The sequence below is a fragment of the Paenarthrobacter sp. A20 genome, from assembly GCF_024168825.1.
GTDB lineage: Bacteria > Actinomycetota > Actinomycetes > Actinomycetales > Micrococcaceae > Arthrobacter.
In genome coordinates, this window is sequence record NZ_JALJWH010000001.1 from 2001362 (window position 1) to 2027430 (window position 26069).

The window sequence follows — 26069 nt, forward strand, 5'->3', positions numbered from 1 at the left end:
ACCTGCTCGAACAAAAGGGTGAAGGCGCTGCGGTCGCAGCGCCTTCACCCTTTGCCGGCGGGCTGGTTCTTGTGGATAAAACCCTAGGACGGAATGGCCAGGAACTCTCGGGCAGCCGTCACCAGGGCTTCCGTCCCTCGCGTCAGCGTTGGCTGGATAACTGGTGCAAAGTATGGCGAGTGATTCGACGGAATGTCCTCGGGAAGGCGACCTGTTGCGGCGAATTCCTTGAACAAGGAAGGCTCAGAGCCACCCAGGAACCAGAACACCAGCGGAGCACCGGCAGCGGTGGCCAAGACTCCCACGTCCTCGCTCCCGGACACCGGTCCGGGGTCGATAATCTGTGTTTCGCCAAACTTTGCCTTGAAGGCTGCGGACACCTTCCCGGTGGCATCTTCGTCGTTGACTGTCAGTGGGAACCGTTCTTCGAAATGAACTTCCGGTTCCTTGGGAGCACCTGAAGCTGTGGCTTCCCCCTTGGCAATGCGTTCAATTGAACCGAGGATCTTATCCCTGGTGGCGTCACTGAAGGTACGGACGCTGAGGCCCAGAGTTGCCGTTTCCGGGATGATGTTATTCTTTGTCCCTGAGTGAATCTGCCCAACGGTCACCACCGCGGAGTCGCTGGCTGCGAGTTCACGTGAGACGATGCCCTGCAACCTGACAGTGGTTGCAGCAGCCATCAATACTGGATCAATAGTGGTCTCCGGGCGCGATCCGTGCCCCCCTCGTCCATGCAAAGTGATGTTGAGGGAATCGGCGGACGCCATGGTGACGCCGGTACGCATGCCGAACCATCCGGCAGGGAAAGGGGCCACGTGCTGGCCTAGGACGACGTCGGGTTTCGGCACCACGTCATACAACCCAGCGGCAACCATGGTTTCCGCCCCGCCGCCCCATTCTTCTGCCGGCTGGAAGAGGGCTATCAGGGTGCCTTGCCACTCATCACGCTGCGCGGCCAGGACCTCCACCGCGCCAACAAGGCAACTCACATGCACGTCATGGCCACAAGCGTGCATGACCGGCATGTCCCTGCCCTCATGATCAACACCCACAGCCGTGCTCGCATAGTCCAAACCCGTTGCTTCCTTGACCGGCAACGCATCCATGTCTGCCCTGAGCATCACCACCGGTCCGGGTCCATTCTCCAGAACACCAACAACCCCGGTCTTTCCGATATTGCGGTGAACCGTGAATCCGAGGTCTTCAAGATAACCCGCGGCGATCCCGGCGGTTCGGGTCTCTTGGAACGACAACTCCGGATGGGCGTGCAGGTCCTTGTAGAGCTTTTCGAGGTCAATGGTCATGAGTCTGCCCTTTTCGTTCGACGCCTAGATCTGGTCAGTGTATCCAGCCCAAAGCTGCAAAGGCTGGGAAGCCCCGGCACACTGGATGGCATGAGGGATTCAGAACCAGTCACCACTCAGCAATCCACCGTGGAGGAGTGGACCAAGGCCTTGGCGGAAGCAACCGGTTCGCCGGGCGGGGGTGCCGGGACCGGCGTCATGCTCTCCATCGCGGCCTCGCTGACGTCCATGGTCGCCGGATACACCCAGGCGGAGGAGGCCCAGCATGAACAGCTCGGTGACATCCACGCCCGGGCCCATGCACTTCGCCAAGCTGCGCTTCAATTAGCCGACGACGACGCGTCCGCCTCCAACGCTTTCGGCGCCGCCTTCCGCCTCGACCCCGGTCCGGAACGCGACGCCGCGATTCATCAGGCCTCCGTCGATGCTGCCGAGGCTTCAGGCGTCCTGGGGAAGCGAGCCATCGAGGCCATCGAAGACCTGGGCTGGCTCGCTTCCAAAGGGAACCCGGCGCTGATCGCCGATGTCGTTGTGGGCTTTGGAGCCCTCCGTGCAGCCATAGCCGGAGCCAGAACCAACGTGAGCTTCGACCTCGCGTCCTTGACCTCGGCCGGCACCACGCTCCAGGAAGTTGGGGAACAGCATCCAGAGCTTTGGAATACGGTGACCCGACTCAGTGACGCCCTCGACAGAATCGACGAACTCACCGCTGGAGTCGACCCAAAAGCGGCGCCGACCGAAGCTGTCTAGCTTCAGTCGGCACCGCTTTGACTACACCACTGGGTTTACTACTGCGCCTTCGGCACACGCCGAAGTACGACGGCGGCGAGTACTGCCGCGCCTGCCATCAGGACCAGCCCAATCGCCGCAGTGATGTGGACACCGGACTCGAAAGCTGTCCGGGCGGCATGTGTCAGCGCCTCCGACAACGGGGCCGGAAGGGCGGCCGCCGCATCAACAGCGCCGGCGAGCGTTTCGCCGGAGTTCCCGGCAGCTTGCTCGGAGATGCCGTCCGGAATGATCAGGTTGTGCTGGTAGGAAGCCGTAAGGATGGAGCCGAGCACGGCCGTTCCCAGGAGCGACCCCAGTTCGTAGCCGGTTTCGGAGATGGCCGAGGCCGCTCCGGATTTATCTGCCGGCACCGAGGCCAGGATGAGGTCGTTGGAGATGGTCTCCGCGGCACCCACACCCACCGCAAGCACGGTCAGTGCTGAGAGCAGGAATACGGGTCCACTGCCGTGGTCGCCCACCACCACTACCAGGTAACCCACTGCGCTCAAGGTCAGCCCGGCCGCCACCACGAATCCGGGCCGCACACGCTTCACCAGAGGCACCACCAGGAGCCCGGCAATGACTGTGGCCAGGAGCGCGGGAATCATCGCGATGCCCGCCTCCATGGGGGACTGCCCCTCCACCAACTGCAGGTGCTGGGCGAAGAAGTAGATAAAACCCGTCATGGAGAAGAGGGACAGCACGTTGGCCACGATGGCCGTGCTGAACACCTTGTTCCTGAACAATGCGACATCCAGCATGGGGTTCTCGATCCGCTGCTGGCGGCGAACGAAGAGAATGCCCATCACCACGCCGAAGCCCATGAAGGCTGCCGCGGATGCCCCGAAGCCATGCACTGCGAATTCCTTGATGCCGTAAACAAAAGGAGCCATGGTGACCACAGACAGGACGATGCTGGGCACGTCCACACGTCCCGGATTGGAGTCCTTGGACTCGGGAATCAGGACCCGGCCGAAAGCCAGGAGCGGCAGGAGCAGGAAAGCTGCCACCAGGAAGACGGCACCCCACCAGAAGTGTTCCACCAGCCAGCCGCCAAAGATCGGGCCGAGGGCTGCGCCACCGGAGAAACCGGCAGCCCAGACGGCGATCGCAAGCCGGCGGCGGTTGGGGTCGGTAAAGATGTTCCGGATCAGGGAAAGCGTGGACGGCATCAGCATGGCGCCGAAGACGCCGAGGCCGGCGCGTCCGGCAATGAGCCACTCCGCGGAAGGTGCGAAGGCTGTAGCAGCCGACACCGCAGCGAAGCCTGTGCTGCCGACCAGCAGCAGCCGCCGTCGTCCGATCCTGTCGCCCAGGTTACCCATGGAAACGAGAAGCGCCGCGAGGACCAGCGGGTAGGCGTCAACAATCCATAGGAGTTGAACGCCGCCCACGTCCAGGGAGCGGGCGATCTCGGGCAGGGCAAAGGTGAGCGCGGTGTTGTCGACGGCCACCAGCAGCACCGGGAACATCAGGAGCGCCAGTGCCGTCCAATCGCGCCACGGTGCTGCCTGGCCCATATCGGGACGAGCGGAGCGGGGTGCTTGGGTTGAGGACGGCGAGAACATGTCACTTACTATACCGTCCAGACGGTACAGTTTCAAATGGAACCCCAACAAGCCTTTAGGGAATGATGTACTCATGCCACGAAAACCAGTTGCCCGGGATGCCGTCCTGGATGCCTACGAAGCCCTCCTCATAGAGGTAGGGGAACGGGCTGCCACGCTCGACGCCGTCGCCAAGCGGGCCGGGGTCTCCAAGGGTGGGCTGCTGTACCACTTCCCCAACAAGGAATCGCTGATCAGTGCCTTGCTGGAACGACTGGACCAACTGGCTGAACAGGACATTGAGCGGATGAGGGCCGCGCCGGACGGTGCTGCCGCGTACTTCATCCGGACGTCCCTGTGGGCCGGGACTCCGATGGACCGTGCGTTTGTGGCCGCGACCCGCCTGGCCGAGGTTGCCCATGAAGAAACCCGCCGCAGGTTTGCCGGAATCCAAAAGCAATGGCTCGATGTCCTGGCCAAGGATGTGGGACCCGAGGTCGCCAAGGCCGTCAGTTACATGGGTGACGGGCTGTATTTCAACGCAATGTTCGAAGGCGGCCAGGACGACGGCAACGCAGGCCGGGAGGCCGACGTCGAAATCCTGTTGGGAGTCCTGGACCGGCTGCGGAAGTAGCACGTCGCCCATTTGCGGCGGCGACCGCCACGTAGGACAATTAACCCTTGTGGCCTGCCCTGACTGAGGTCGCGTACAACTGAACATGCCTATGATCTGCGGCGGGAGAGTCCTGCAAGCATGTGGTGCAGGCGCCGTAGGAGCAAACCCTCCCCAGGAATCTCTCAGGCCCACGCACCGCCGCGGCAAGGCAACTCTGGAAAGCAGCAGGCGCTCAGCCCACCTTCGGGCCAATGGGCGCTGTGCTCACCGACGGTGCAAGCGATGGTTGTCCCAACAACCCGCGGAAACTCTCAGGTCCAATACAGAGCGGGGAGGAACCCGAGCCGCTGTGGCGTACCCAAACGCCGCCCAAGTATTGGAGTTCCTTCGTGACGGTTAGTTCTGCCTCCACCACCTTCGTCGATCGGCATATCGGCGCACGCCGCCAGGCCGACATTGAGACCATGCTCAAGTCCGTCGGCTACGACACCGTTGATTCGCTGGTCGACACCGCCGTTCCGAACGACATCCGCCAGGACGTCGCCCTCACACTGCAAAACGCGCTGAGTGAAGTGGAGGTCCTGGCAGAGCTGCGCAAACTTGCGTCCAAGAACAAGACCGCTGTCCAGATGATCGGCCAGGGCTACTACGACACCGTGACGCCGCCGGTGATCCGCCGCAACATCCTTGAATCCCCGGCCTGGTACACCGCCTACACCCCGTACCAGCCGGAAATCTCCCAGGGCCGCCTCGAAGCACTCTTGAACTTCCAGACCATGGTCCAGGACCTGGTTGGCCTGCCGATCGCCAACGCCTCCCTGCTGGATGAAGCAACGGCCGTGGCCGAGGCCGTCCTGATGATGCGCCGCGCCAACAAGAACAAGGCCGCCCAGGACGGCAAGACCGTTCTTGACGCCGACTGCCTGCCGCAGACCATCGCCATTGTGAAGGGCCGCGCCGAAGCCCTCGGCTTCGACGTTGAGGTCGCCGACCTCTCGCTCGGTCTCCCGGAAGGCGCCATCAACGGCGTCGTCCTGCAGCAGCCCGGCGTTTCGGGACGCGTGTTCGACCACTCTGCCGTCATTGCTGAAGCCAAGGAACGCGGCGCGCTGGTTACTGTTGCTGCCGACCTCCTGTCCCTGACGCTCATCACCCCTCCGGGTGAGCAGGGCGCCGATATCGCTGTTGGTTCCGCGCAGCGCTTGGGCGTTCCGCTGTTCTTCGGCGGCCCGCACGCCGCGTACATGGCCGTCCAGAAGGGCCTGGAGCGTTCCATGCCCGGCCGTCTGGTGGGCGTTTCCAAGGACGACGCCGGTGTCCCCGCCTACCGCTTGGCGCTGCAGACCCGCGAGCAGCACATCCGCCGCGAGAAGGCTACCTCCAACATCTGTACCGCCCAGGCACTCCTCGCCATCGTGGCCTCGATGTACGCCGTCTACCACGGCCCGGAAGGCCTGAAGGCGATCGCCGAGACCGCCCACGGCCACGCCCGGACCCTCGCAGCGTCGCTGAAGGCTGCCGGCGTCGAGGTCCTCCACGGTTCCTTCTTCGACACCATCACCGTCCGCGTCCCCGGCAAGGCTGCCGCGATCGTGGCCGCTGCGGAAGCGAAGGGCATCAACCTCCGCGGCGTTGACGCTGACACGGTGGGCATCTCGGTTGATGAGACCACGACGACGGCGGTTGTCGCCGACGTCGCGTCGGTCTTCGGCGCTTCGGTGCTTGAGTCCGCTGATGGCTTTGCGCTTGAGGGCTCTGTTGAGCGCACGAGCGACTTCATGCAGCACCCGGTGTTCAACACGCACCGCTCCGAAACCCAGCTCCTCCGCTACATCCGCAAGCTCTCTGACCGCGACCTCGCACTGGATCGCACCATGATCCCGCTGGGCTCGTGCACCATGAAGCTCAACGCCACCGCTGAGATGGAAGCCATTTCCTGGCCGGAGTTCGCTTCGATCCATCCGTTCGCCCCGGATTCCCAGACCGAAGGCTGGCGCGAACTCATCACCGACCTTGAGGCCCAGCTGACCGAGATCACTGGTTACGACCAGGTCTCCATCCAGCCGAACGCCGGCTCCCAGGGTGAGCTCGCCGGCCTCCTGGCCATCCGCGGCTACCACCTCTCCAACGGCGATGACCAGCGCAACGTATGCCTCATCCCCGCCTCGGCGCACGGCACCAACGCTGCCTCCGCAGTGCTCGCGGGCATGAAGGTAGTGGTTGTCGCCACCGCACCCGATGGCACCATCGACCACGTTGACCTCAAGAACAAGATCGAGGCCAACAGGGACGCCCTCTCGGCCATCATGATCACCTACCCGTCCACGCATGGTGTGTACGACGCCGACGTCCGCGAAGTCTGCGACGCCATCCATGAAGCCGGCGGCCAGGTGTACATCGACGGCGCCAACCTCAACGCACTCGTGGGCCTGGCCCAGCCGGGCAAGTTCGGCGGGGACGTTTCCCACTTGAACCTGCACAAGACCTTCTGCATCCCGCACGGCGGTGGCGGACCCGGCGTTGGCCCCGTAGCAGCCAAGGCACACCTCGCTCCGTTCATGCCGGGTGACGCCGCATCCTGGACCGAAGGCAACGACGTCCCGATTTCCGCGTCCCGTTTCGGTTCCGCCGGCGTCCTGCCGATTTCCTGGGCGTACGTGAAGCTGATGGGTGGCCAGGGCCTCACCGAAGCGACCAAGTCCGCGCTGCTGGCTGCGAACTACATCGCTTCGCGCCTCAACGACCACTTCCCGGTCCTCTACACCGGCGAAGGCGGACTCGTAGCGCACGAGTGCATCCTTGACCTGCGCGAACTGACGGCCAAGACCGGCGTCACGGCTGAAGACGTGGCCAAGCGCCTCATCGACTTCGGCTTCCACGCACCCACCCTCGCGTTCCCGGTTGCCGGCACGTTGATGGTGGAGCCCACCGAGTCCGAAGACCTCGTGGAGATCGACCGCTTCATCGAAGCCATGATCACCATCCGCAAGGAAATCGACCAGGTTGCCAACGGAGACTTCGCCGTTGAGAACTCGCCGCTGCGCAAGGCACCCCACACTGCTGCCGCCGTCGTAAGTTCTGATTGGGACCGCGCGTACCCGCGCGAGCAGGCCGCCTTCCCGGTCCACCACCTCAAGCAGGACAAGTACTTCCCGCCTGTCGGCCGCATCGATGGCGCAGCGGGAGACCGCAACCTGGTCTGCTCCTGCCCTCCGATCGAAGACTTCGAAAACTAAGGACTGGTCATGACTGAGAACTACACCGCTCTCTACGAAGAGCACAAGAAGCTCGGCGCGTCCTTCACCGACTTCGGTGGCTGGCAGATGCCGCTCAAGTACTCCTCCGAACTGGCCGAGCACCACGCAGTCCGCAAATCCGCCGGCCTGTTCGACCTCTCCCACATGGGCGAAGTCTGGGTCACCGGTCCGGAGGCTGCTGCGTTCCTCGACTTCGCCCTGGTGGGAAAGATCTCCGCCATGTCCGACGGCAAGGCCAAGTACTCGCTGATCTGCCAGGAAGACGGCGGCATCATCGATGACCTCATCACATACCGTCGCGGTTCCGAGAAGTTCCTGGTGGTTCCAAACGCGGGCAACGCTGCCGTTGTCGCCGAAGCCCTTCTGGAGCGAGCGGCCGGTTTCGACGTCGCGGTTGAGGACGCTTCGGCCGAAACTTCACTCATTGCAGTGCAGGGCCCGCTCGCCGAAGCCATCCTGCTGCGCTTGGTTCCGGCCGAACAGCACGCACTGGTCACCGAACTGAAGTACTACGCGGCAGTTGAAGTCCCGTTCACGTTCGACGGCGGCACTCAAGACCTGCTGTTGGCCCGCACCGGATACACCGGCGAAGACGGCTTCGAGATCTTCGTGGCGAACGATTCCGCCGCAGCCCTGTGGCAAGCCATCGCCGACGTTGCTGAGGAAGGCGAACTCACTCCCGCCGGCCTGGCTTCCCGTGACTCACTGCGTCTCGAAGCCGGCATGCCCCTCTACGGCAACGAGCTCTCCCGCGAAGGCAACCCCTTCGCTGCAGGGCTCGGCCCGGTGGTGGCGCTGTCCAAGGAAGGCGACTTCGTCGGCAAGGACGCACTCGCTGCCCTCAAGGCTGACGGGGCCGGTGCCACCAGCGGGCGCAAGCTCGTGGGCCTCAAGGGCTTGGGACGCCGCGCCGGACGCGGCCACTACCCGGTCCTCAAGGACGGTGCAGTGGTTGGCGAAGTGACCTCCGGCCAGCCCAGCCCCACGCTCGGCTACCCGGTAGCGTTGGCGTATGTCGACGTCGAGCACTCTGGTCTGGGTACCGCGTTGGACATCGACCTGCGGGGTAAGAGCGAGCCGTTCGAAGTCGTCGCACTGCCGTTCTACAAGCGCCAAAAGTAAGTTGCGGGTCCTTTGGGACCGACATCCTCCGCGGGCTCGGTCGCATGTGCGCCCGCTGAGCGGACGCGATGCTCCCTTGGACGCCCGCTTCCGGATGTCGGTTCCAAAGGGGAGAGTCCTCCGGCGCTTCGTGAACCGCTAAGGTGCTGGGGGAGTGGGGGCCTGCCGAAGGTGATCCTTTGCCACACCCCTGAATCATCCGCGCTCACGGCCCCCGGCGCGACACAATTAGATGTAGCCACTACACGTAAAGGAATCAGAATGCCCAAAGTAGCGCCCGAACTTCAGTACTCCGACGAGCACGAGTGGGTCTCCCGCGGCGAAGGGAACTCGGTATCCGTCGGCATCTCCGAGGTTGCCACCGACGCTCTGGGTGACATCGTGTACGTTGACCTGCCCGAGGTTGGCTCCACGGTCACCGCTGGCGAGACCTGCGGCGAAGTTGAGTCCACCAAGTCCGTCTCGGACCTGTACTCGCCGGTCACCGGTGAGGTCACGGAGATCAACGACGCAGTTGTCGGCGACCCCGCACTGATCAACAGCGACCCTTACGGTGCCGGCTGGCTCTTCAAGGTCGCCGCTGAGTCCGACGGCCCGCTGCTCTCTGCCGAGGAATACGCCTCCAAGAATGGCGGAGACCTCTCCTAACTCCCTTCGACCGAGTCTGATTCGGGGGGTCGCTGCGGGTCGTGCCGTGCGCACGGCATGTTCCGCAGCAAGACCCCGTATTGGGCGCCGGGATGGCCCTCGCCAAGGGCCCCTTTGGGCTGGCGTCCGGAAGCGGGCGTCCAAGGGAGCTTCGCGTCCGCCCAGCGGGCGCTTCAGCGACCGAGCCCGCGGAGGACGTCGACCCAACGGGCCCGAACGCTCGCAGGCAGCACCGGCCCACAAGGCGTAGCGTGGGATTGTAGAACTGAATAAATTTGCGACGCCGGGTTGCCGCCTTTGGGGGCCATCCGGCGTCGTGCTTCGGTCGCCTACCGCCACAAGCGGGGGAGGCCATCCGGCAGGACCATCTGCCGGACCGTTTCAAGCTGTATTAAGGGATCCCGACCATGGCTGTTGGTGTTTTCGATCTGTTCTCTGTGGGTATTGGTCCGTCGAGTTCTCATACTGTGGGGCCGATGCGGGCCGGGGCGGTGTTTGCCCGCGAGCTGCGTGAGTCCGGCGTGCTCGATTCCGTGGTGGGCTTGAGGGTTGATCTTTACGGCTCATTGGCTGCGACGGGCAGAGGCCATGGGACGTTCACCGCAGTGTTGCTGGGACTGGAGGGCTTCGACCCTGAGCTCATTCTGCCTGAGGAGGTGGAGGAGCGGTTGGCCATGATCGCTGAGACGGGTGTGCTGAACCTGGCCGGTGCGTCCGGTGAAGGTGTGGAGCTGCCGTATGCGGTGGAGGATATGGTGTTGCATCCGTTGACGGTGTTGCCGCGGCATACGAACGGGATGAAGTTTGCTGTCTCTGATGCTGAGGGGAATGTTCTGCGGGAGGCGACGTTCTTCTCGGTCGGTGGTGGGTTCATTGTCCGTGAGGGTGAGGAGAACGCGGCCCAGCAGGAGTTGGAGGAGTCCAAGAAGGAGTTGCCGTTGCCTTTTAGGACGGCGGCGGAGTTGATGGGCCGGTGTGCGTCCAAGGGGTTGGGGATCAGCGACATCATGTTCATCAACGAGCGGGCGTCCCGGTCGGAGGAGGAGATCCGGGAGGGTTTGCTGCATATCTGGTCGGTGATGGAGGCCTGTGTTGAAACGAGTTTGAAGCGTGAGGGTGTGTTGCCTGGTGGGTTGCGGGTCCGGCGTCGTGCTCCTGATTGGTTGGAGCGGTTGCTGAAGGAGGATAAGGACCGGAACGATCCGAAGTATTGGCAGGAGTGGGTGAACCTGATCGCCCTGGCTGTCAATGAGGAGAACGCTTCGGGTGGCCGGGTGGTGACGGCGCCGACGAATGGTGCGGCGGGGATTATCCCGGCGGTGCTGTATTACGCGTTGAATTATGCTCCGGGCATGGATCAGGCTACCCAGGCTGATAGGGATGATGTGGTGGTGAAGTTCCTGCTCGCTGCTGGTGCTGTGGGTGTGTTGTACAAGGAGCAGGCCTCTATTTCGGGGGCTGAGGTGGGTTGTCAGGGTGAGGTGGGTTCGGCGTCGTCGATGGCTGCTGCTGGGTTGGCTGAGGTGATGGGTGGTACGCCGGGTCAGGTGGAGAACGCTGCGGAGATCGCGATGGAACATAACCTGGGGCTCACGTGTGATCCGATCGGGGGGTTGGTGCAGATTCCGTGTATTGAGCGGAACGCGATCGCTGCGGCGAAGGCGATCAATGCTACGAAGATGGCGCTCTGGGGTGACGGGACGCACCGGGTTTCCCTGGACGAGGTGATCGTGACCATGCGGGAGACGGGCAAGGACATGTCCCATAAGTACAAGGAAACCGCGATGGGCGGCCTCGCCGTCAACGTCGTCGAATGCTGAGTCTGTTTACTGTCGGTGGCTAGTGCCATGCTGTATCCATGAGCGGGGGATACGACAGGGATTTTTTGCGGGCACGCCTTGAGCTGCCCAGTCCGTCGGCGACGACGATTCTGTTGGACTACATCCACTTTTCTGTGCGTTTCCGGGCTGCCCGGAAGCTTGCGGCGATCGTGGGTGTCAACATCAGCGGTGCGGAGCTGAACCCTTTGGCCCGCGAGGGAACCTGGCACTTCGACGACAGGATCCCCAAGGAGCAACAGGCAGGCCCGGACGTCTACAAGAACAACGCGTTCGACCGTGGACACCTGGTCCGGCGCCTTGATCCTGTCTGGGGCGATGCTGCTACGGCCAAGAAAGCCAACCAGGATACGTTTGCCTTCACCAACGCTGCGCCGCAAGTGGATGACTTCAACCAGGGCAAGGAGCTGTGGGTGGGGCTCGAAGACCATGTGCTTGAACATGCCGACGCCCACGACGCCAAACTCAGTGTCTTCACAGGACCGGTCTTCCGTGATGATGATCAGCCGTACCGTGGTGTCCAGATCCCGCGGAAGTTCTGGAAGATCGCGGCATGGACCAACGATGCCAAGCTGGCCGCCGTCGGGTTCGTCCTGGACCAGTCGCCGCTGCTGGGCAAGGTTGACCTGAAGAGAGCCATCGAGACGCGGCTCCTGGAAGGCGAACCGCCCCCGCTGGGTCCGTTCCGGACCTTCCAGGTCCCCATCGGGGAGATCGCGGACCTGACAGGACTAAGCCTGAGCCGGCTGTCCACTGCGGACCGCCTTGTCAGCGGCCAGCGTGAACTCGGAAAGCAACCGAAGGCAATCCAGCTGGAGAGCATGGACCAGATCCGTTTGTAAGCACCTGTTAGCGCCCGCTTCAGCTCAGAAATGAGCCGATTTTTCTCAGCCCGATAGACTTAGGGCTGCATGTCCGCATGCGCACCACGCTTTTGAACACTGCACCAAAACCCTGAGATTGGACACGGCCACCTTGCGAGAATTCACCGCCCGCTTTGCCACCGCCGAGGAAATCGACAACTGGGACAAGCACGTCACGGCCAATCCGAATGGCGGCAACATGCTGCAATCGGACGCCTACGCGGCAGTCAAGGACGGCAACGGCTGGCTGGTCCGCCGCCTTGTGGTGGAGAGCGCCGGCTACGCCAGCTACAACCTGCTCCTGGAGAAGAAGTTCCCGGTCATGGGCCGGCTCTGGTACCTGATCAAAGGCCCGGACGCTGCTGCCGTAGAGGACATGACCCCCATGCTCACGGCCATCGCCGCCCTGGCCAAGGAACAGAAGATGAACGTCTTCGCCATCAAGATAGAGCCCGACGTCGTGGACTCACCCGAGGCGGTGACGCACCTGAAGGCCGCTGGCTTGGTTAAAGCACCGAACATCCAATCCAACGACTCAACGGCGATACTCGATATCTCGGCACCGGCCAATGAAGTGCTCCGCAACATTTCCTCGCGTGCCCGGAACGCAGTCCGCAGGGCGGAGCGTGAAGGCTGCGAGGTAGTCCAGGCGGAGCCCGGCGAAGACAGTTACCGCAAGCTTTACGGCCTCATGCAGAACACCATGAACGCCAAGGGGGCCATGCCGCTCCGGAATTATGAGTACTACGCCACGTTCTGGGAAGAGTTCAGCAGCCGAGGCCAAGGGCACTTCTTCTTCGTTCACGAGGACGGGGCGCCGAGCGTTGGCGCTTTCGTCATCAACTACGGTTCCAAGGCGACGTACAAGGACGGCGGTTCCACCCAGAACCGCAAGCAGTACGGTGACTCACACTTGGCGCAGTGGGCTGCGATCCGGCGCATGCAGGAGCTTGGCTGCGTGGAATACGATTTCTGCGGCACACCCCCTGCGGCCAAGATCAAGGACAAGTCGCACCCGCTCTATGGCCTGGGATCCTTCAAGACCAGCTTCACCAAGACCGTCACGGATTTCGTGGGCTGTTACGACCTTGTGCTGGGACCAGTCCGCTACAAGCTGTGGCTAAAGGGAGCGGAACGTATCTTCCGTCGACTCGAAACCATGCGCACCGGCGGCCAGTTCTACTGACAGCCAGTTATCGGCAGCAAGCAAACTTCAGGCCCGCCCCGGCCACCAACGGGTGCAAATCTACTGTTAGGTGAGGTATTTTCTTTGACTCCGATTGAGGCTGGAACCGACATGGAATTCGTGATTCTCAGTGACGCTGATTTCGAGACGTTTGCCAAGGGACACCCCCAGGGCAGCTTCATCCAGTCCATGGACCTGACACGCTTCCAGCGCGCCCGTGGGCAGGAAGTCGAGCTCTTTGGCGTGAGGCAGGCCGGGAGCCTGATCGCCGCTGGCAAGCTCGTCTACACAAGCAACCGCTTCGGCTACAAGGTGTGCGACTGCGCCAAGGGACCACTGATGGACTACAGCGACCCCGCGATGGTGAGCTTCGTCGTCGAGCAGCTGAAGAAGCACGCGGCTTCGAAGAAGGCCGCGGAACTGCGGATCTCACCCAACATCCGGTACATCGCACGGGACGAAGAAGGCGCCGAGCACCCGGAGGTAGAGGACAACCGCCCACTGCTGAAGGAGTTCGAAGGCCTGGGCTTCAAGCACCAGGGCTTCGACATGAACTTCGCCAACATCAACTGGATGTTCATCAAGCAGCTCGACGGGATCGCAGATTCCGAAGAGCTGATCATGGGCATGAACTACCGCACCCGCAAGGCCATCCGGAAAGCCGAAAAGAACGGCGTTTACCTGGAGCAAGCCACGCTGGAGACCTTGGATGAGTTCTACAACGCGCTGAGCACCGCCGGCGACGAGAAGGGCTTCACGTACCGCGAACGCGAGTACTACGAGCAACTGCTCCGCAACACCTCCGATGAGTTCACCAAGCTCATGATGGCCAAAATCAACATCCCCGAGTACCGCGCGTCCATCACCGAACGCCTGGATGCCGAATCCAAGACCCTGGCAGACCTCAAGCGCGAGGTTGAGGAAACAGGCAGCAAGAAAAAGGCCAACCGCATCAAGGTTGTCCAGGACCTCGTGGACAGCTACGAGCGAAGCCTCAAGGACATCGAACGGTTCCCGGACTCCGTAGGCGTCGCCACCGTCGCAGCCATCCACTTCGCTTGCTCAGGTGACGAACTGGTGTGCGTCATCGGCGGCACAGTTCAGGATTACATTTACTTCAACGGTGCCACCTCCCTCTACTGGGGCATGATGCTGCACGCGCTCAACAACGGCTACTCGCGCTACAACTTCTACGGCACGTTCGGCATCCAGGGCCAGGATGAGACCGGCCACGGCGGCTACGAATTCAAGAAGGGCTTCGGTGGCGAAGTAGTCCAACTGGTGGGAGACTTCGTGGCCCCGGTGAACCCGCTCATCTTCAACGCCTATCGGGTGGTCAGGAAGCTCGCAGGAGCCGCCCAGACAGTGCTGGGACGATTGCCCCTTGAGAAATTGCCAGTAGTACGAAACCTGCGGGGGAACCGCTAATCAATCAAGCCAAGGGAGGATCACCGCGTGACTGAACGCCCCGAGGGGTCCGCCAGCAGGCCCCATACCGACGGCTTGCCCAAGACCCAGCCGCTGCGGCCATCGCAGGTCCGGCAGAACGTCAACGCCAAACGCATGCTCATGCGCCTGGTCCAGGGTGACAGCCCGCCCACGGCGCCCATGAACATCGTGGACCGGCTTGCCGGAAGTCCGTATGCCAACCCCACCATCCAGGTGGTGGGAGTGGATGCCTCCGCCCGTAAGACCATCGACTTCGCCCTGCACCTGGCTGAGGTCATGTTCCGCTACGGGGCAGGTGCCTTGGAAGTCGAGACGAGCATGATCGCCGTTACGGCTGCCCTTGGCCTGAAGAACGTTGAAGTGGACATCACCAACCAGTCGGTGGCCATCAATTACGCGCCCAAGGACCAGACCCCCATCACGCTGCTCCGCGTGGTGCGCTCCTGGACCAACAACTACGCCGGCCTTGCGCAAGTGCACCAACTGGTCACGGACATCGTGGCCGGGGGAGTGGGCCGCGACGAAGCCGTGCGCCGCTTGAACGAGATCATCCGCAGCGCCAAGCCCTTCCCACGGTGGATGGTCACCATTGCCTTCGGCATCTTTGCCGCAGTCTTCGTCGGCGTTTTGGGTGGCGGCCTGGGAGCTTCTGCGGTTGCCTTCGGTTCCAACATCCTGGTCAGCCTGCTCTCCCGCCAACTTGCCAGATGGCGGACCGCAGACTTCTTCAACACCATGGCGTGCGCCTTCCTGGTCACCTTTATCGCCTTGATGTTGCGGTGGGCGGGCGCGGACATCGCTCCGTCCATTGTGGTGGCCGGCGGCATCCTGCTGCTGCTTCCAACAGGGCGGCTGGTCTCGTCGGTGCAGGATGCCATCAATGGGTTCCCCGTAACGGCCGCGGGCCGGTTCCTGTCGACGCTGTTGACCTTCGGGGCCATCGTGGCGGGCATCGGCGTCGCCGTCGTGGTGGGGACGCTCATGGGCAGCGCCGTCCTGGACGTCACACAAACATTCCCCGACGCGTACCCCCTCTTGGTCCAAGCCATCCTCATCGCCATCGCGGTGGTGGCCATTGGCGTCACCGAACAAACCCAAATGCGGCTGTTATTCCCGACGGCGGCAGTCGGCATCGTGGGGTTCTTCGTCTTGTGGGGTGTGGGCGAAGCCGGGCTCGGCGACCGTTTATCGCCCGCCGTCGCGGCGGTGGTTATCGGACTGCTGGCTCGCGTGGTCGCGCTTAAATTGGGTGCTCCCCAGCTGGTGGTCGCAGTTCCAGCAGCGCTGATCCTGCTGCCTGGACTGACGATATTCCGCTCCATGTACGCCCTGACCGTGGAAGGGGGCGACTTCCTGGCGGGTGCCGGTGGCATGCTGAATGCCGGTGCGATAGTGCTGGGTGTCGCCGCAGGCATCGTGCTCGGTGACAACCTGGCCAGGCCGCTCACGAAGGGCCTCTCCAGTAACGAGCGCCGCCGGGTACGGAGGCGTTAACAACAAAAGCCGAACGGCGCCGCCACCTGGGCGGCGCCGTTCGGCTTTAAGAACGAAAGCTGGATTTGGCCTGTATCTAGATTTGGCCGACGGGAAGCTTCTTCTCGGCCTGGAAGACTTCCTCCACCCGGCCCTGGGCCCAGTAGCCCGACAGCGAGACCTGGGAACGCTCCAAGCCGCGCTGTGCGAAGAAGATCTCGCGGAGACCCTTCATGTAGCCACGCTCGCCGTGGGCGAAGACGTCCACGCGGCCGTCCAGCCACTCGGTGTTGCGCATGGCCTCGAGCAGGAGGTCGCTGGCCCCTGCAGGCACTCCGCTGCGCAGCAGCCAGTGCAGTTCGACGCCGGCCGGTGCGGAGATCGGAAGGATGTCTGCTTCGCTATCCACCTCGAGGTAGACCGTGCCCCGGGCGTCCGCCGCAAGGGTTTCCACACAGGCCGCAATGGCGGGAATGGCGGCGTCATCGCCGGCGAAGAGGTACCAGTCGGCGTCCGGGGCAGGGTTGTAGGCGCCGCCCGGGCCAGTGAAGATCAGCGAATCGCCGGGTTCGGCCGCAGCCGCCCAAGGCCCTGCCAGCCCTTCATCGCCATGGACGACGAAGTCGATGGCCAGCTCCTGGGCTTCCAAATCTACCCAGCGGATGGTGTAGGTCCGTGTGTGCGGCCACTGCTCGCGCGGCATGGTTTCGCGGATGGCCCACAAATCCAGCGGGTACTGGTAATCGACGCCCGGCTGAGGGAAGACGATCTTGACGTAGCGATCCACGTACTCGTTGTTCGCATAGTCACTGAATCCTGCCCCGCCTGCCACGATCCGCACCATATGCGGTGAGAGGAGCTCGGTGCGCAGGACGGTCAGGTTGACCTGCGGGCGTGTTTTGCGTGTGGCGGACGATGTGACGGGGAGGGCAGTCATATAGGTAAGCCTAAGCTAATCCGCTGGACGTCCGCTGGGTATGAGTCGAACGTTACAACCCCGGCGCTCTCTCACCGATCGTCGCTTTGGGGCGGATCCCCTCTCACAGATCGTCGCTTTGGGGCGGGGTTGGTGGACGGGCTACAGGACGGGCAGTTCCCAGTCGATGGGATCCGCACCCTGCCCCACCAGCAGTTCGTTGGTGCGGCTGAAGGGCTTGGAACCGAAGAAACCCCGCGACGCCGAGAGCGGACTCGGATGGACCGATACGATCGACGGCGCCCCACCCAGCAACGGAACCACGCCCTCGGCGTCCTTGCCCCACAAGATCGCCACCAGCGGGCTCTGGCGCCCCGCGCCGTCCGTACGGTTGGCGACGGCGGTAACTGCCGCCGTCGTGATGGCCTCCCAACCCTTGCCGCGATGTGAACCGGCATCGCCGGCTGCGACGCTGAGAACGCGGTTCAGCAGGAGGACGCCTTGGTCCGTCCAAGCGCTGAGGTCGCCATGGACCCGTGGCGGCAGGCCGAGGTCGTCGTGAAGTTCCCGGTAGATGTTGGCCAGGCTTCGCGGGATGGGTCGCGTTTGCCGCGACACTGCGAAGGAAAGCCCGACGGCGTGTCCCGGGGTGGGGTACGGGTCCTGGCCCAGAATCAGTACTTTGACGTCGGCCAGCGGTTGCTTGAAGGCCCGCAGAAGGTTCTCGGCGGAAGGCAGGACCTGTGTCCCCTTGGTGGCTTGGGTGGCTACGAAAGCCAGCGCACTGCGGAGATGGCCTTCGACAGGGCGCAGCGCATCGGCCCAGTCAGGGGTCATCAGTTCTTCGAGTGGGCGGTCAGGCAGCTCGGCGAAGCCAGCCTCGCCCGCATCTGCTGGTTCTAGATCAAAGAGTGCGTCCTCGCCATTCACCAGGCCATTGTCTCCCGCGCCGCCCCGGCCCGGCGAATGACAGCGTTGTTATTCGCCTATAACATGGGGGTAGGACATTTTCCCCCAACAAGCGTCGAAGGAGTGTGCCGTGGCAGAACCAGCACCGGAACCGATGGCGCCGCAGGCAACGGGTTTTGACCTCCAGGACCTCGCGGCCGGGATACGCAGTGACTCTCCGCTCAGCGAACGGGACCAGCAGATGCTGGCGCTGGAACGGCAGTGGTGGAAGTATGCCGGCGCCAAGGAACAAGCCATCCGTGAGCTGTTCGATCTCTCGGCCACACACTATTACCAGATCCTGAACGCGTTGATTGACACCGAAGACGCGTTGGCCCACGATCCCATGCTCGTCAAGAGATTGCGTAGACTACGTACGTCCCGCCAGCGTGCGCGGACGGCACGTCGCTTGGGGTCCGACGCGTAAATCGCCAGGCTGATCTGTCAGCAGCAACCAGCAAGGACAACGCTTCACCATGACCAAGTATGCCAAGGACGAATTCGACCAGGTTCCGCAGAACACATCCCGGCAGGGCGTACATCGCGACGCCCAGGAGACCGCGCGCCCCACGTTGTGGCCGGTCCTGACTGTTGGGGCGGTGGCCTTGGTCCTCGGATTGGTGGCCTTCCTGGTCCTTCCGAACCTCGGCGTCGTGGCACCCGGCGCCGCGCCCAGCGCCTCGACGCCGGCACCTCAGCAGACTGACGCCTCGTCTTCAGCGACACCAAGCGAATCCAGCAGCGCCCCGGCCACATCCGGCGAACCGACCCCGTCCGATAGCCCATCCGCGACGCCGTCCTCGGCTCCCGTGGACAAGGCCACGCCGGTCGCGGTCTACAACGGCGCCGGCACCGCTGGGTTGGCTGGCCGTGTTGCTGGCCTGGTGGAGGCCGACGGATGGACGCTCAGCACTGTGGGCAACTGGGGCGGCCTGCCGCAGCAGACGTCCGTGATCTTCTACAACGCACCGGAGCAGAAGGTGAACGCCGAGGCTTTGGGCGCCCTGCTGGGTATCCAGTCGATCGTTGAATCTCCCGAGGTCCAGCAGCCCTTGGTAGTTGTGGCAGGGCCGGGCTTCCAGTAGCCCAACTGGCCCGGATGGGCTCCGAATGCCCAAACTCGGTTAAGCCTCAATAACAAAAGTCACCCCCGCGCCTTGCATGGGAGCGCGGGGATAGTGACAGTGGTTACAGTGGATTAATTCCGGTACGGAGATCCCGGCAACCGGACTTGGCTACTGCGAAAGTGTGGGCATCATGGCATTGGGAACCGTCAAATGGTTCAACGCCGAAAAAGGCTACGGCTTCATCACTGTGGATGAATCCGGCGACGACGTCTTTGTACACTGGTCAGCTATCCAGATGGATGGCTTCCGCGCCCTCGAAGAGGGCCAGCGGGTTGAGTTTGAACTGGGTGAGGGACAGAAAGGCCCGCAGGCCGAAGGTGTACGCGTCGCCTAGCTCCCACGGCACGCCACCGTCAGCCATTGGCTGAAACCCCCTGTGTATGTAGAGCAAAGTGGCGTCCCTGCTTGCACTCTCCCCGGTCGAGTGCTAATTATTGATTTAGCACTCCTATGGTTCGACTGCTAAGTCCGGCCCGGGTAACCCCGGTGGTGGACGGCGCATGGACCACTGGAGGATCAAGAAACACCTTGGTGGGGTGAGGTTCGGAGCGCGGGGCATACATAGGCCGCAAGCGAAGAACCGTCCGTCGCGGGCACCCCATCTGACAGGTACCTTCTTAACGACTGTCCCGAAAGGACTACCGCCGTTATGGCCAAGATCATTGCATTTGATGAAGAGGCACGCCGCGGCCTCGAGCGGGGCCTGAACATCCTCGCAGACGCCGTCAAGGTCACCCTCGGCCCGCGTGGACGCAACGTCGTCCTCGAAAAGAAGTGGGGCGCCCCCACGATCACCAACGATGGTGTTTCCATCGCCAAGGAGATCGAGCTGGACGACCCTTACGAGAAGATCGGTGCAGAACTGGTCAAGGAAGTTGCCAAGAAGACGGATGACGTCGCTGGCGACGGTACTACCACTGCAACTGTCCTCGCCCAGGCACTGGTGAAGGAAGGCCTCCGCAACGTAGCTGCCGGCGCCGACCCGCTGTCCCTCAAGCGCGGCATCGAGAAGGCCGTTGAGGCAGTCATCAGCGAACTGCTGGCCTCCGCCAAGGAAATCGAAACCAAGGAAGAGATCGCAGCCACGGCTTCCATCTCCGCCGGTGACCCGGAAATCGGCAGCCTGATCGCCGAAGCCCTGGACAAGGTGGGCAAGGAAGGCGTTATCACGGTCGAGGAGTCCAACACCTTCGGCCTGGAGCTCGAGCTCACCGAGGGTATGCGCTTCGACAAGGGCTACATCTCCGCTTACTTCGTCACCGACGCAGAGCGCCAGGAAACGGTCCTCGAAGACCCGTACATCCTGATCGTCAACTCCAAGATCTCCAACGTGAAGGAACTCGTCACGGTTCTGGAGAAGGTCATGCAGTCGAACAAGCCGCTGCTGATCATCGCCGAAGACATCGAGGGCGAGGCCCTGGCCACCCTGATCGTCAACAAGATCCGTGGCACCTTCAAGTCCGTTGCCGTCAAGGCTCCGGGCTTCGGTGACCGCCGCAAGGCCCAGCTCGCCGACATCGCCATCCTCACCGGTGGCCAGGTCATCTCCGAAGAAGTTGGCCTCAAGCTCGAGAACGCTGGCCTTGAACTCCTCGGCACCGCCCGCAAGGTTGTTGTCACCAAGGACGAGACCACCATCGTTGAAGGTGCCGGCGACGCCGAGCAGATCGCAGGCCGTGTGGCCCAGATCCGCGCCGAGATCGAAAACTCCGACTCCGACTACGACCGCGAGAAGCTGCAGGAACGCCTGGCCAAGCTGGCCGGCGGCGTTGCAGTCATCAAGGCCGGTGCCGCAACCGAAGTTGAGCTCAAGGAACGCAAGCACCGCATTGAGGACGCAGTCCGCAACGCCAAGGCTGCTGTTGAAGAAGGCATCGTCGCCGGTGGTGGCGTTGCCCTCATCCAGGCTGGTGCCAAGGCATTCGCCAACCTGAACCTGCAGGGCGACGAAGCAACCGGCGCCAACATCGTCAAGGTTGCCATCGACGCTCCGCTGAAGCAGATCGCCTTCAACGCCGGCCTCGAGCCGGGCGTTGTGGTGGACAAGGTTCGCGGCCTGCCTTCCGGCCACGGCCTGAACGCTGCCACGGGCGTCTACGAAGACCTTCTGGCTGCCGGCGTCAACGACCCCGTAAAGGTCACCCGCTCGGCTCTCCAGAACGCTGCTTCCATCGCTGGTCTCTTCCTGACCACCGAGGCCGTAGTTGCCGACAAGCCTGAGAAGAACGCTCCGGCTGCCGGCGGCGACGACATGGGCGGCATGGGCGGCTTCTAAGCCTCCTTGCTGTAGCGATACAGCGCCCAGCATCACGCTTTAGAGCAAACGACGGCGGTCCTCACCTTTTGGTGGGGGCCGCCGTTTTTGCTGCCTATCACGGTTTCAGTGTCGGTGGGGTCTGGCAGGATTAACGCATGACGATTATTGCTGCCGCTGACGGGTCCGCCCTCGGCAATCCTGGGCCGGCCGGTTGGGCCTGGTACGTTGATGACTCCTGTTGGCGCGCAGGAGGCTGGCCGCACGGCACCAACAACCAGGGTGAACTCATGGCCGTCCTGGACCTGTTCCGGTCCACGGCGCACGTGCCGGAGGAAGAACTGCTGATTCTTTGCGACAGCCAGTACGTCATCAACTGCGTCACCAAGTGGATGCCGGGATGGAAGCGCAAAGGCTGGCGCAAGGCCGACGGCAAACCCGTGTTGAACGTGGACCTGCTCAAAGACATCGATCAGGCGATCGTTGGCCGCAAATACACGTTCGAATGGGTCAAAGGGCACGCCGGGCATGACCTCAACGAGGCCGCTGATGAGCGTGCACGCGCCGTAGCCACGGCCTACCAGCAGGGTGTGGCGCACCGGGCCGGGCCCGGGTTCCCTGGCGCGCTGGGGCAGGGCCACGGGCAAGTAGAGACCCCCGCGCAGGCCAAGACGCAGACAGCAACTCAGGCAGGGACTCAGCCCCGTGCGTCAGAGCCCGTTCCCGCGGGTGCGGCTGCCTCCTCTACGGGCACCGCAGCGAAAGCTTCCCCCAAGTTTGAACGCAGCCCCCGGCCCCATTTCGAGCCGACCCTCTTTGGGGAGTCCGGAATCTTTGGCCAGCCCGACCTTTTCAGTGAACTCGAAGGAGCTTCGGCCCAGGAGCTCTCCGCTGAAGACACTGTTCTCGCCTTGGAACGGGAATTGCTCCGGCCCGACGTTCGGGCTGACATCGGCCGGATTGGCGTGCTGCTCCACCCGGATTTCGCGGAGATAGGCAGCTCGGGCCGTTTTTGGACCCGGGACGCCATGATGATGGCGCTGGAAGAGGACCCGGGTGAACCCACGGAGCTCGAACTTCTCAGCGCCGACCGCCTGAGCGAAAATACCATCCTGCTGAACTACCGCAGCCTCGCCCATACGGGGTCCGCCCTTCGCAGTTCTGTCTGGATGCTGGACCGCGGTCAATGGCGGCTCCGCTTCCACCAGGGGACTGTGGAGAACTAGGGACTGTGGAGAACTAAGCACTGTGGAGAACTAAGGACTGCGGAGAACCAAGGACTCTGGATGAATGACCTGCAGGGCCGGGATGCACAGGGGGAAGACAACCGGCCCCGCAGGAGCTCAATGGGCGGGAAGCCTAGTATGTGAAGCGTTGGGTGTTGCCCTGTTCCACTTCCGAATAGCTTGTGGCGGCTGAAGACAGTGCCATGGTGATGGATGCGAGCGAGGCTTCGACCTTGCTCTGAGTGAGGGACCATTCCACGACGAGGGACTGAAAGTTGGTGGCTGCGGACCCCCGCCACGTGGTCTGGAGTTCCTCCAAGCCACGGGTCATGGCCAACACATCGGAACTGATGCGGTCAACGGTTCCTTTGACATTGGCCGATTTGAGCTGAAGCAACTCGGTATCGACGGAGATGACGCTCATGGGTATTGCCTTTCGACGAAGATGTTCCGCAGGCTGCGGCGGGATGCGTGGGCCACAACATCGAGCCTAGGCAGGGCACAGCAACCGCGAAACACAGCTTCGCCGCTATGTGGACAACACCGCTATGTGGAAATACTGCCCGTAGGGCAGCAGTGTCGGCCGGTGGCAGAGCTACTGGGAAACCAGCTCCGCCGGCTCCTCACGGAACGGAAGGCTGACCACCAACGTGGCGCCGCCGCCGTCGGTCTCCGTAACCCGCACGGTACCGCTGTGCGAGCCCACAATCGCCGCAACAATGGCAAGGCCGAGTCCGCTGCCACCGGTTTCCCGGGTCCGCGAAGTATCCGCGCGGTAGAACCGTTCGAAGATCTTGTTGGTTTCCGTCTCCGGAATTCCGGGCCCGTGATCGCGGATCTCCACGACCGACACTGAGCCGGCGGGGGTGGTCCGGACACCCACAGCGAGTTCAATCGGGCTACCTTCCGGCGTGTACCTGAGGGCATTGCCCACCAGGTTGCCGATAACCTGCCGAAGCTTGGCTTCGTCGCCGTGGACGGGAGCCGCGGAAGGGGAGTCGCCGTCGAGCCCTGCAAGCGTGATGCTCCGGTCTCCGGAGGAGGCCTTGGTGTCCACCATGGCATCGTGGGCCAGGAGTTGCAGGTCCACCGGCTTGAGCTGAAGTGGTCGCTGCTCGTCCAGACGGGCCAGCATCAACAGGTCCTCCACCATGGAGCCCATGCGCTTGGCTTCGCTTTCGATCCTGCCCATCGCCATCGCCACATCCTCCTGCGAGGTCAGGGCGCCGTGCCTGTAGAGCTCAGAGAAGCCGCGGATGGTCACCAAGGGCGTACGCAGTTCATGGGAAGCATCTGCTGCGAAGCGGCGCATCCGCCCCTCGGAAGCAGCGCGGGCCGCAAATGAGGCCTCAATGTGCGCGAGCATGGCGTTCAGGGAGCCGCCGAGCCGTCCGACTTCGGTGTGCGGATTGTCGATTTCCACACGCCGGGAAAGGTCACCGGCTGCGATGGCCGCGGCCGTCTTTTCCACCTTGGCCAGGGGCCGGAAGGATCGGGCCACGGTCCAAGTGGCGATGAAGAAGGCAAGCACCAGGGTCAAGAGGCCAACGCCTACCACCACCAGGACGGCATGTTCCATGACCTTGTCCACTGGCGTCAGCGGCAGTCCGATGATGACCACGCCGTTTTGTCCATCATTGGTCACCACCCCTACGGCAACTACGCGCCAGTCGGTCCCGCCTGTGCCCCTGACCTGGAACGGGGTATTGCCGCGCTGTTTCGCCTCAGCAAGGCTGATATCGGCAATCGCGGGACGGTCAGTCTGGCTGCCGCCCAATTGGTAAGGATCAAATCCGGGAACATACAGCGTGAGCGAGTAGTCCGTGGGCACGGCGGAGTCGTTGGGCGCCGTGGGGTTCGGACGGGACAGATTGTTGAAACCACCCTGCTGTTGGGCCAGGGCGACCGCTGTTTTGAGTTTGTCGTCCACCTGGCCCTGCAGGTAGCTCTTGACGAGCGTCAACGTGCCCGATCCCGTCGCCGCCAGGGCCAGCAGGAGCAGGCCCATGATGATGGCGACGAGCTGCGACCGCAGGGACGCCGATTTCCAGCGTTGCAGCAAGGTCAGCGCTTCTCTGCCGTTCGCAGCACGTAGCCCACGCCGCGCTTGGTCTGGATCAGGGCAGCGGCATCGGGATCGATGTCCACTTTGCGGCGCAGGTAGGAAATATAGGACTCAACGATCGAGGCGTCACCGTTGAAGTCGTATTCCCAGACGTGGTCCAGGATCTGGGCCTTGGAAAGTACCCGGTTGGGGTTCAGCATGAGGTAGCGCAGGAGCTTGAATTCGGTGGGGGACAGCTCGATCACGGTTCCGCCGCGGCGGACCTCGTGGGCGTCGTCGTCGAGTTCAAGATCGTCGACGCGGATCACGGCGTCGTCATCTTCCAGCGGCTGGGTCCGGCGGAGGACGGCCCGGATTCGTGCCACGACTTCGTCGAGGCTGAAGGGTTTGGTGACATAGTCGTCGCCGCCGACGGTCAGGCCGGTGACTTTGTCCTCGGTGTCATCCTTCGCCGTGAGGAACAAGACGGGGAAGTGCTTGCCCGCGGCACGGAGGCGGCGCGTCACCGTGAAGCCGTCCATGTCAGGGAGCATGACGTCCAGGACGGCGAGGTCGGGGGCATGGAGGTCCGCTGCTGCGAGGGCTTCGCGACCATTGGACGCGGCAACGACCTCGAAACCTGCAAAACGCAGGGACGTGGAGAGCAGCTCGCGGATGTTGGGTTCGTCATCGACGACAAGGAGCTTGGCTTCGGGGCCGTTCTTTTTCATGACATCCATGATGCTCCCAGAAACTGGGAGTTCTCTGGACGCTGCATGTGAGCGCACTGCGTGGCAGGGTTGCGTCGTCCGACCTTGCCCGGAGCCGCAGCTCAGGCACCCAATGCGAGGCCAGCCCCCAGCGCCACCATGGTCACGGCGATGCCGCCGTCCAGGAACCGCCACGACAACGGCCGGGCGAAGAAGCCACGGAGAAACCGGGCACCAAAGCCCAGCGAGCAAAACCACAGGATGCTGCCCAGCATCGCGCCGGCCCCAAACCACCACTGCAGCTGAGTGCCCTGGGCGCTGGCGATCGAACCCAGAAGGGCGATATCCAGGTAGACGTGCGGGTTGAGCCAGGTCAGTGCAAGGACGGTGGTGACGGCCGCTGCTAGGCCGCGTTTCGCACCGCCGTCGTCGGCTGCTCCCTCGCTGGCAGTCAGCGACTGCGGACGCAGTGCCCGCCGGGCGGCCAGCAATCCGTACGTCACCAGGAATGTGGCGCCAATGTAGCGGAGTACGACGACGGCGGCAGGGGCTGCCGTAATCAGGGCGCCGGTGCCGAGGACACCGGCAGCGATCAGCACGGCGTCGGACAATGCGCAGACGGCCACGACGGGAAGGATGTGCTCGCCACGGATGCCTTGTCGCAGCACGAACGCGTTCTGTGCGCCAATGGCGACGATGAGGGCCAGGCCTGTGGCCAGGCCGAGGCCTGCGGAGTGGAAGAAGTCGGTGTAGGTCACTCTTTGAAA

The 26069-nt window shown here is 63.1% G+C and carries 23 protein-coding genes and 1 riboswitch; of the genes, 15 read left to right on the plus strand and 8 right to left on the minus strand.

Annotation, left to right across the window (positions count from 1 at the left end):
- Positions 1-83: 83 nt before the first annotated feature.
- Complete coding sequence (locus tag J3D46_RS09565; protein ID WP_231339632.1) at positions 84-1307, minus strand: amidohydrolase; 1224 nt, start codon at positions 1305-1307, stop codon at positions 84-86.
- A gap of 90 nt (positions 1308-1397) precedes the next feature.
- Here J3D46_RS09565 and J3D46_RS09570 point away from each other — a divergent pair, with 90 nt between their 5' ends.
- Positions 1398-2057 (plus strand): cyclodeaminase/cyclohydrolase family protein, encoded by a 660-nt coding sequence (locus J3D46_RS09570; RefSeq protein WP_231339631.1) that lies wholly within the window; start codon positions 1398-1400, stop codon positions 2055-2057.
- Positions 2058-2095: 38 nt separating this feature from the next.
- Here the strand turns inward: J3D46_RS09570 and J3D46_RS09575 are convergent, their stop codons facing one another.
- Positions 2096-3646, minus strand: coding sequence for an MFS transporter (locus J3D46_RS09575; protein WP_231339630.1), 1551 nt, complete (start codon positions 3644-3646; stop codon positions 2096-2098).
- 73 nt (positions 3647-3719) lie between these two features.
- On the opposite strand from J3D46_RS09575, the gene J3D46_RS09580 reads away from it, so the two are divergent.
- The 9 genes from J3D46_RS09580 to J3D46_RS09620 all read left to right on the plus strand — a co-directional run bounded on the left by J3D46_RS09580 (position 3720) and on the right by J3D46_RS09620 (position 16098).
- Positions 3720-4259, plus strand: coding sequence for a TetR/AcrR family transcriptional regulator (locus J3D46_RS09580; protein ID WP_231339629.1), 540 nt, complete (start codon positions 3720-3722; stop codon positions 4257-4259).
- 92 nt (positions 4260-4351) lie between these two features.
- A riboswitch (glycine riboswitch) is annotated at positions 4352-4449 on the plus strand.
- A gap of 181 nt (positions 4450-4630) precedes the next feature.
- Complete coding sequence (gene gcvP, locus J3D46_RS09585) at positions 4631-7477, plus strand: aminomethyl-transferring glycine dehydrogenase (RefSeq protein WP_231339628.1); 2847 nt, start codon at positions 4631-4633, stop codon at positions 7475-7477.
- A 9-nt stretch (positions 7478-7486) separates the two neighbouring features.
- Positions 7487-8620 (plus strand): glycine cleavage system aminomethyltransferase GcvT, encoded by a 1134-nt coding sequence (gene gcvT, locus J3D46_RS09590; protein WP_231339627.1) that lies wholly within the window; start codon positions 7487-7489, stop codon positions 8618-8620.
- A 261-nt stretch (positions 8621-8881) separates the two neighbouring features.
- Entirely contained in the window at positions 8882-9268 is a 387-nt protein-coding gene (gcvH, locus tag J3D46_RS09595; protein ID WP_231339626.1) for a glycine cleavage system protein GcvH, read from the plus strand.
- Between the two features lie 407 nt (positions 9269-9675).
- Entirely contained in the window at positions 9676-11088 is a 1413-nt protein-coding gene (locus tag J3D46_RS09600) for an L-serine ammonia-lyase (protein ID WP_231339625.1), read from the plus strand.
- Positions 11089-11126: 38 nt separating this feature from the next.
- On the plus strand, positions 11127-11948 hold the full coding sequence (locus tag J3D46_RS09605) for a DNA/RNA non-specific endonuclease (RefSeq protein WP_231339624.1): 822 nt from the start codon (positions 11127-11129) through the stop codon (positions 11946-11948).
- A gap of 118 nt (positions 11949-12066) precedes the next feature.
- Positions 12067-13155, plus strand: a complete 1089-nt coding sequence (locus J3D46_RS09610; protein WP_231339623.1) for a peptidoglycan bridge formation glycyltransferase FemA/FemB family protein — start codon at positions 12067-12069, stop codon at positions 13153-13155.
- Between the two features lie 111 nt (positions 13156-13266).
- The gene (locus J3D46_RS09615) at positions 13267-14583 is read left to right on the plus strand and encodes a peptidoglycan bridge formation glycyltransferase FemA/FemB family protein (RefSeq protein ID WP_231339622.1); all 1317 of its coding nucleotides are present in this window, start codon (positions 13267-13269) and stop codon (positions 14581-14583) included.
- Between the two features lie 27 nt (positions 14584-14610).
- Positions 14611-16098: a threonine/serine exporter ThrE family protein gene (locus J3D46_RS09620; protein ID WP_159709126.1), complete on the plus strand. Its 1488-nt coding sequence runs from the start codon at positions 14611-14613 to the stop codon at positions 16096-16098.
- Between the two features lie 76 nt (positions 16099-16174).
- Here the strand turns inward: J3D46_RS09620 and J3D46_RS09625 are convergent, their stop codons facing one another.
- Positions 16175-17014: a siderophore-interacting protein gene (locus J3D46_RS09625; protein ID WP_253466644.1), complete on the minus strand. Its 840-nt coding sequence runs from the start codon at positions 17012-17014 to the stop codon at positions 16175-16177.
- A gap of 141 nt (positions 17015-17155) precedes the next feature.
- Positions 17156-17926: a uracil-DNA glycosylase gene (locus J3D46_RS09630; protein ID WP_231339634.1), complete on the minus strand. Its 771-nt coding sequence runs from the start codon at positions 17924-17926 to the stop codon at positions 17156-17158.
- Positions 17927-18032: 106 nt separating this feature from the next.
- On the opposite strand from J3D46_RS09630, the gene J3D46_RS09635 reads away from it, so the two are divergent.
- The 5 genes from J3D46_RS09635 to J3D46_RS09655 all read left to right on the plus strand — a co-directional run bounded on the left by J3D46_RS09635 (position 18033) and on the right by J3D46_RS09655 (position 22548).
- Positions 18033-18368: a DUF3263 domain-containing protein gene (locus J3D46_RS09635; protein ID WP_374110786.1), complete on the plus strand. Its 336-nt coding sequence runs from the start codon at positions 18033-18035 to the stop codon at positions 18366-18368.
- 49 nt (positions 18369-18417) lie between these two features.
- Positions 18418-19026 (plus strand): LytR C-terminal domain-containing protein, encoded by a 609-nt coding sequence (locus J3D46_RS09640; protein WP_231339620.1) that lies wholly within the window; start codon positions 18418-18420, stop codon positions 19024-19026.
- A 172-nt stretch (positions 19027-19198) separates the two neighbouring features.
- Positions 19199-19402, plus strand: a complete 204-nt coding sequence (locus tag J3D46_RS09645) for a cold-shock protein (RefSeq protein ID WP_011773737.1) — start codon at positions 19199-19201, stop codon at positions 19400-19402.
- Positions 19403-19717: 315 nt separating this feature from the next.
- Complete coding sequence (gene groL, locus J3D46_RS09650; RefSeq protein WP_091465695.1) at positions 19718-21343, plus strand: chaperonin GroEL; 1626 nt, start codon at positions 19718-19720, stop codon at positions 21341-21343.
- Between the two features lie 137 nt (positions 21344-21480).
- Positions 21481-22548, plus strand: coding sequence for an RNase H family protein (locus J3D46_RS09655; RefSeq protein WP_231339619.1), 1068 nt, complete (start codon positions 21481-21483; stop codon positions 22546-22548).
- Between the two features lie 133 nt (positions 22549-22681).
- On the opposite strand, the gene J3D46_RS09660 is transcribed toward J3D46_RS09655, so the two are convergent.
- From J3D46_RS09660 to J3D46_RS09675, 4 genes are all read right to left on the minus strand, one after another.
- Positions 22682-22972 carry a WXG100 family type VII secretion target gene (locus J3D46_RS09660; protein ID WP_231339618.1) on the minus strand — a complete coding sequence of 97 codons (291 nt, stop codon included), beginning with the start codon at positions 22970-22972 and terminating at the stop codon, positions 22682-22684.
- 171 nt (positions 22973-23143) lie between these two features.
- On the minus strand, positions 23144-24610 hold the full coding sequence (locus J3D46_RS09665) for a cell wall metabolism sensor histidine kinase WalK (RefSeq protein WP_253466647.1): 1467 nt from the start codon (positions 24608-24610) through the stop codon (positions 23144-23146).
- 2 nt (positions 24611-24612) lie between these two features.
- Positions 24613-25323, minus strand: coding sequence for a response regulator transcription factor (locus J3D46_RS09670; RefSeq protein ID WP_026543233.1), 711 nt, complete (start codon positions 25321-25323; stop codon positions 24613-24615).
- 101 nt (positions 25324-25424) lie between these two features.
- A complete protein-coding gene (locus J3D46_RS09675; RefSeq protein ID WP_231339616.1) occupies positions 25425-26060 on the minus strand; it encodes a LysE/ArgO family amino acid transporter in 636 nt (211 codons plus the stop codon).
- Positions 26061-26069 lie beyond the last annotated feature (9 nt).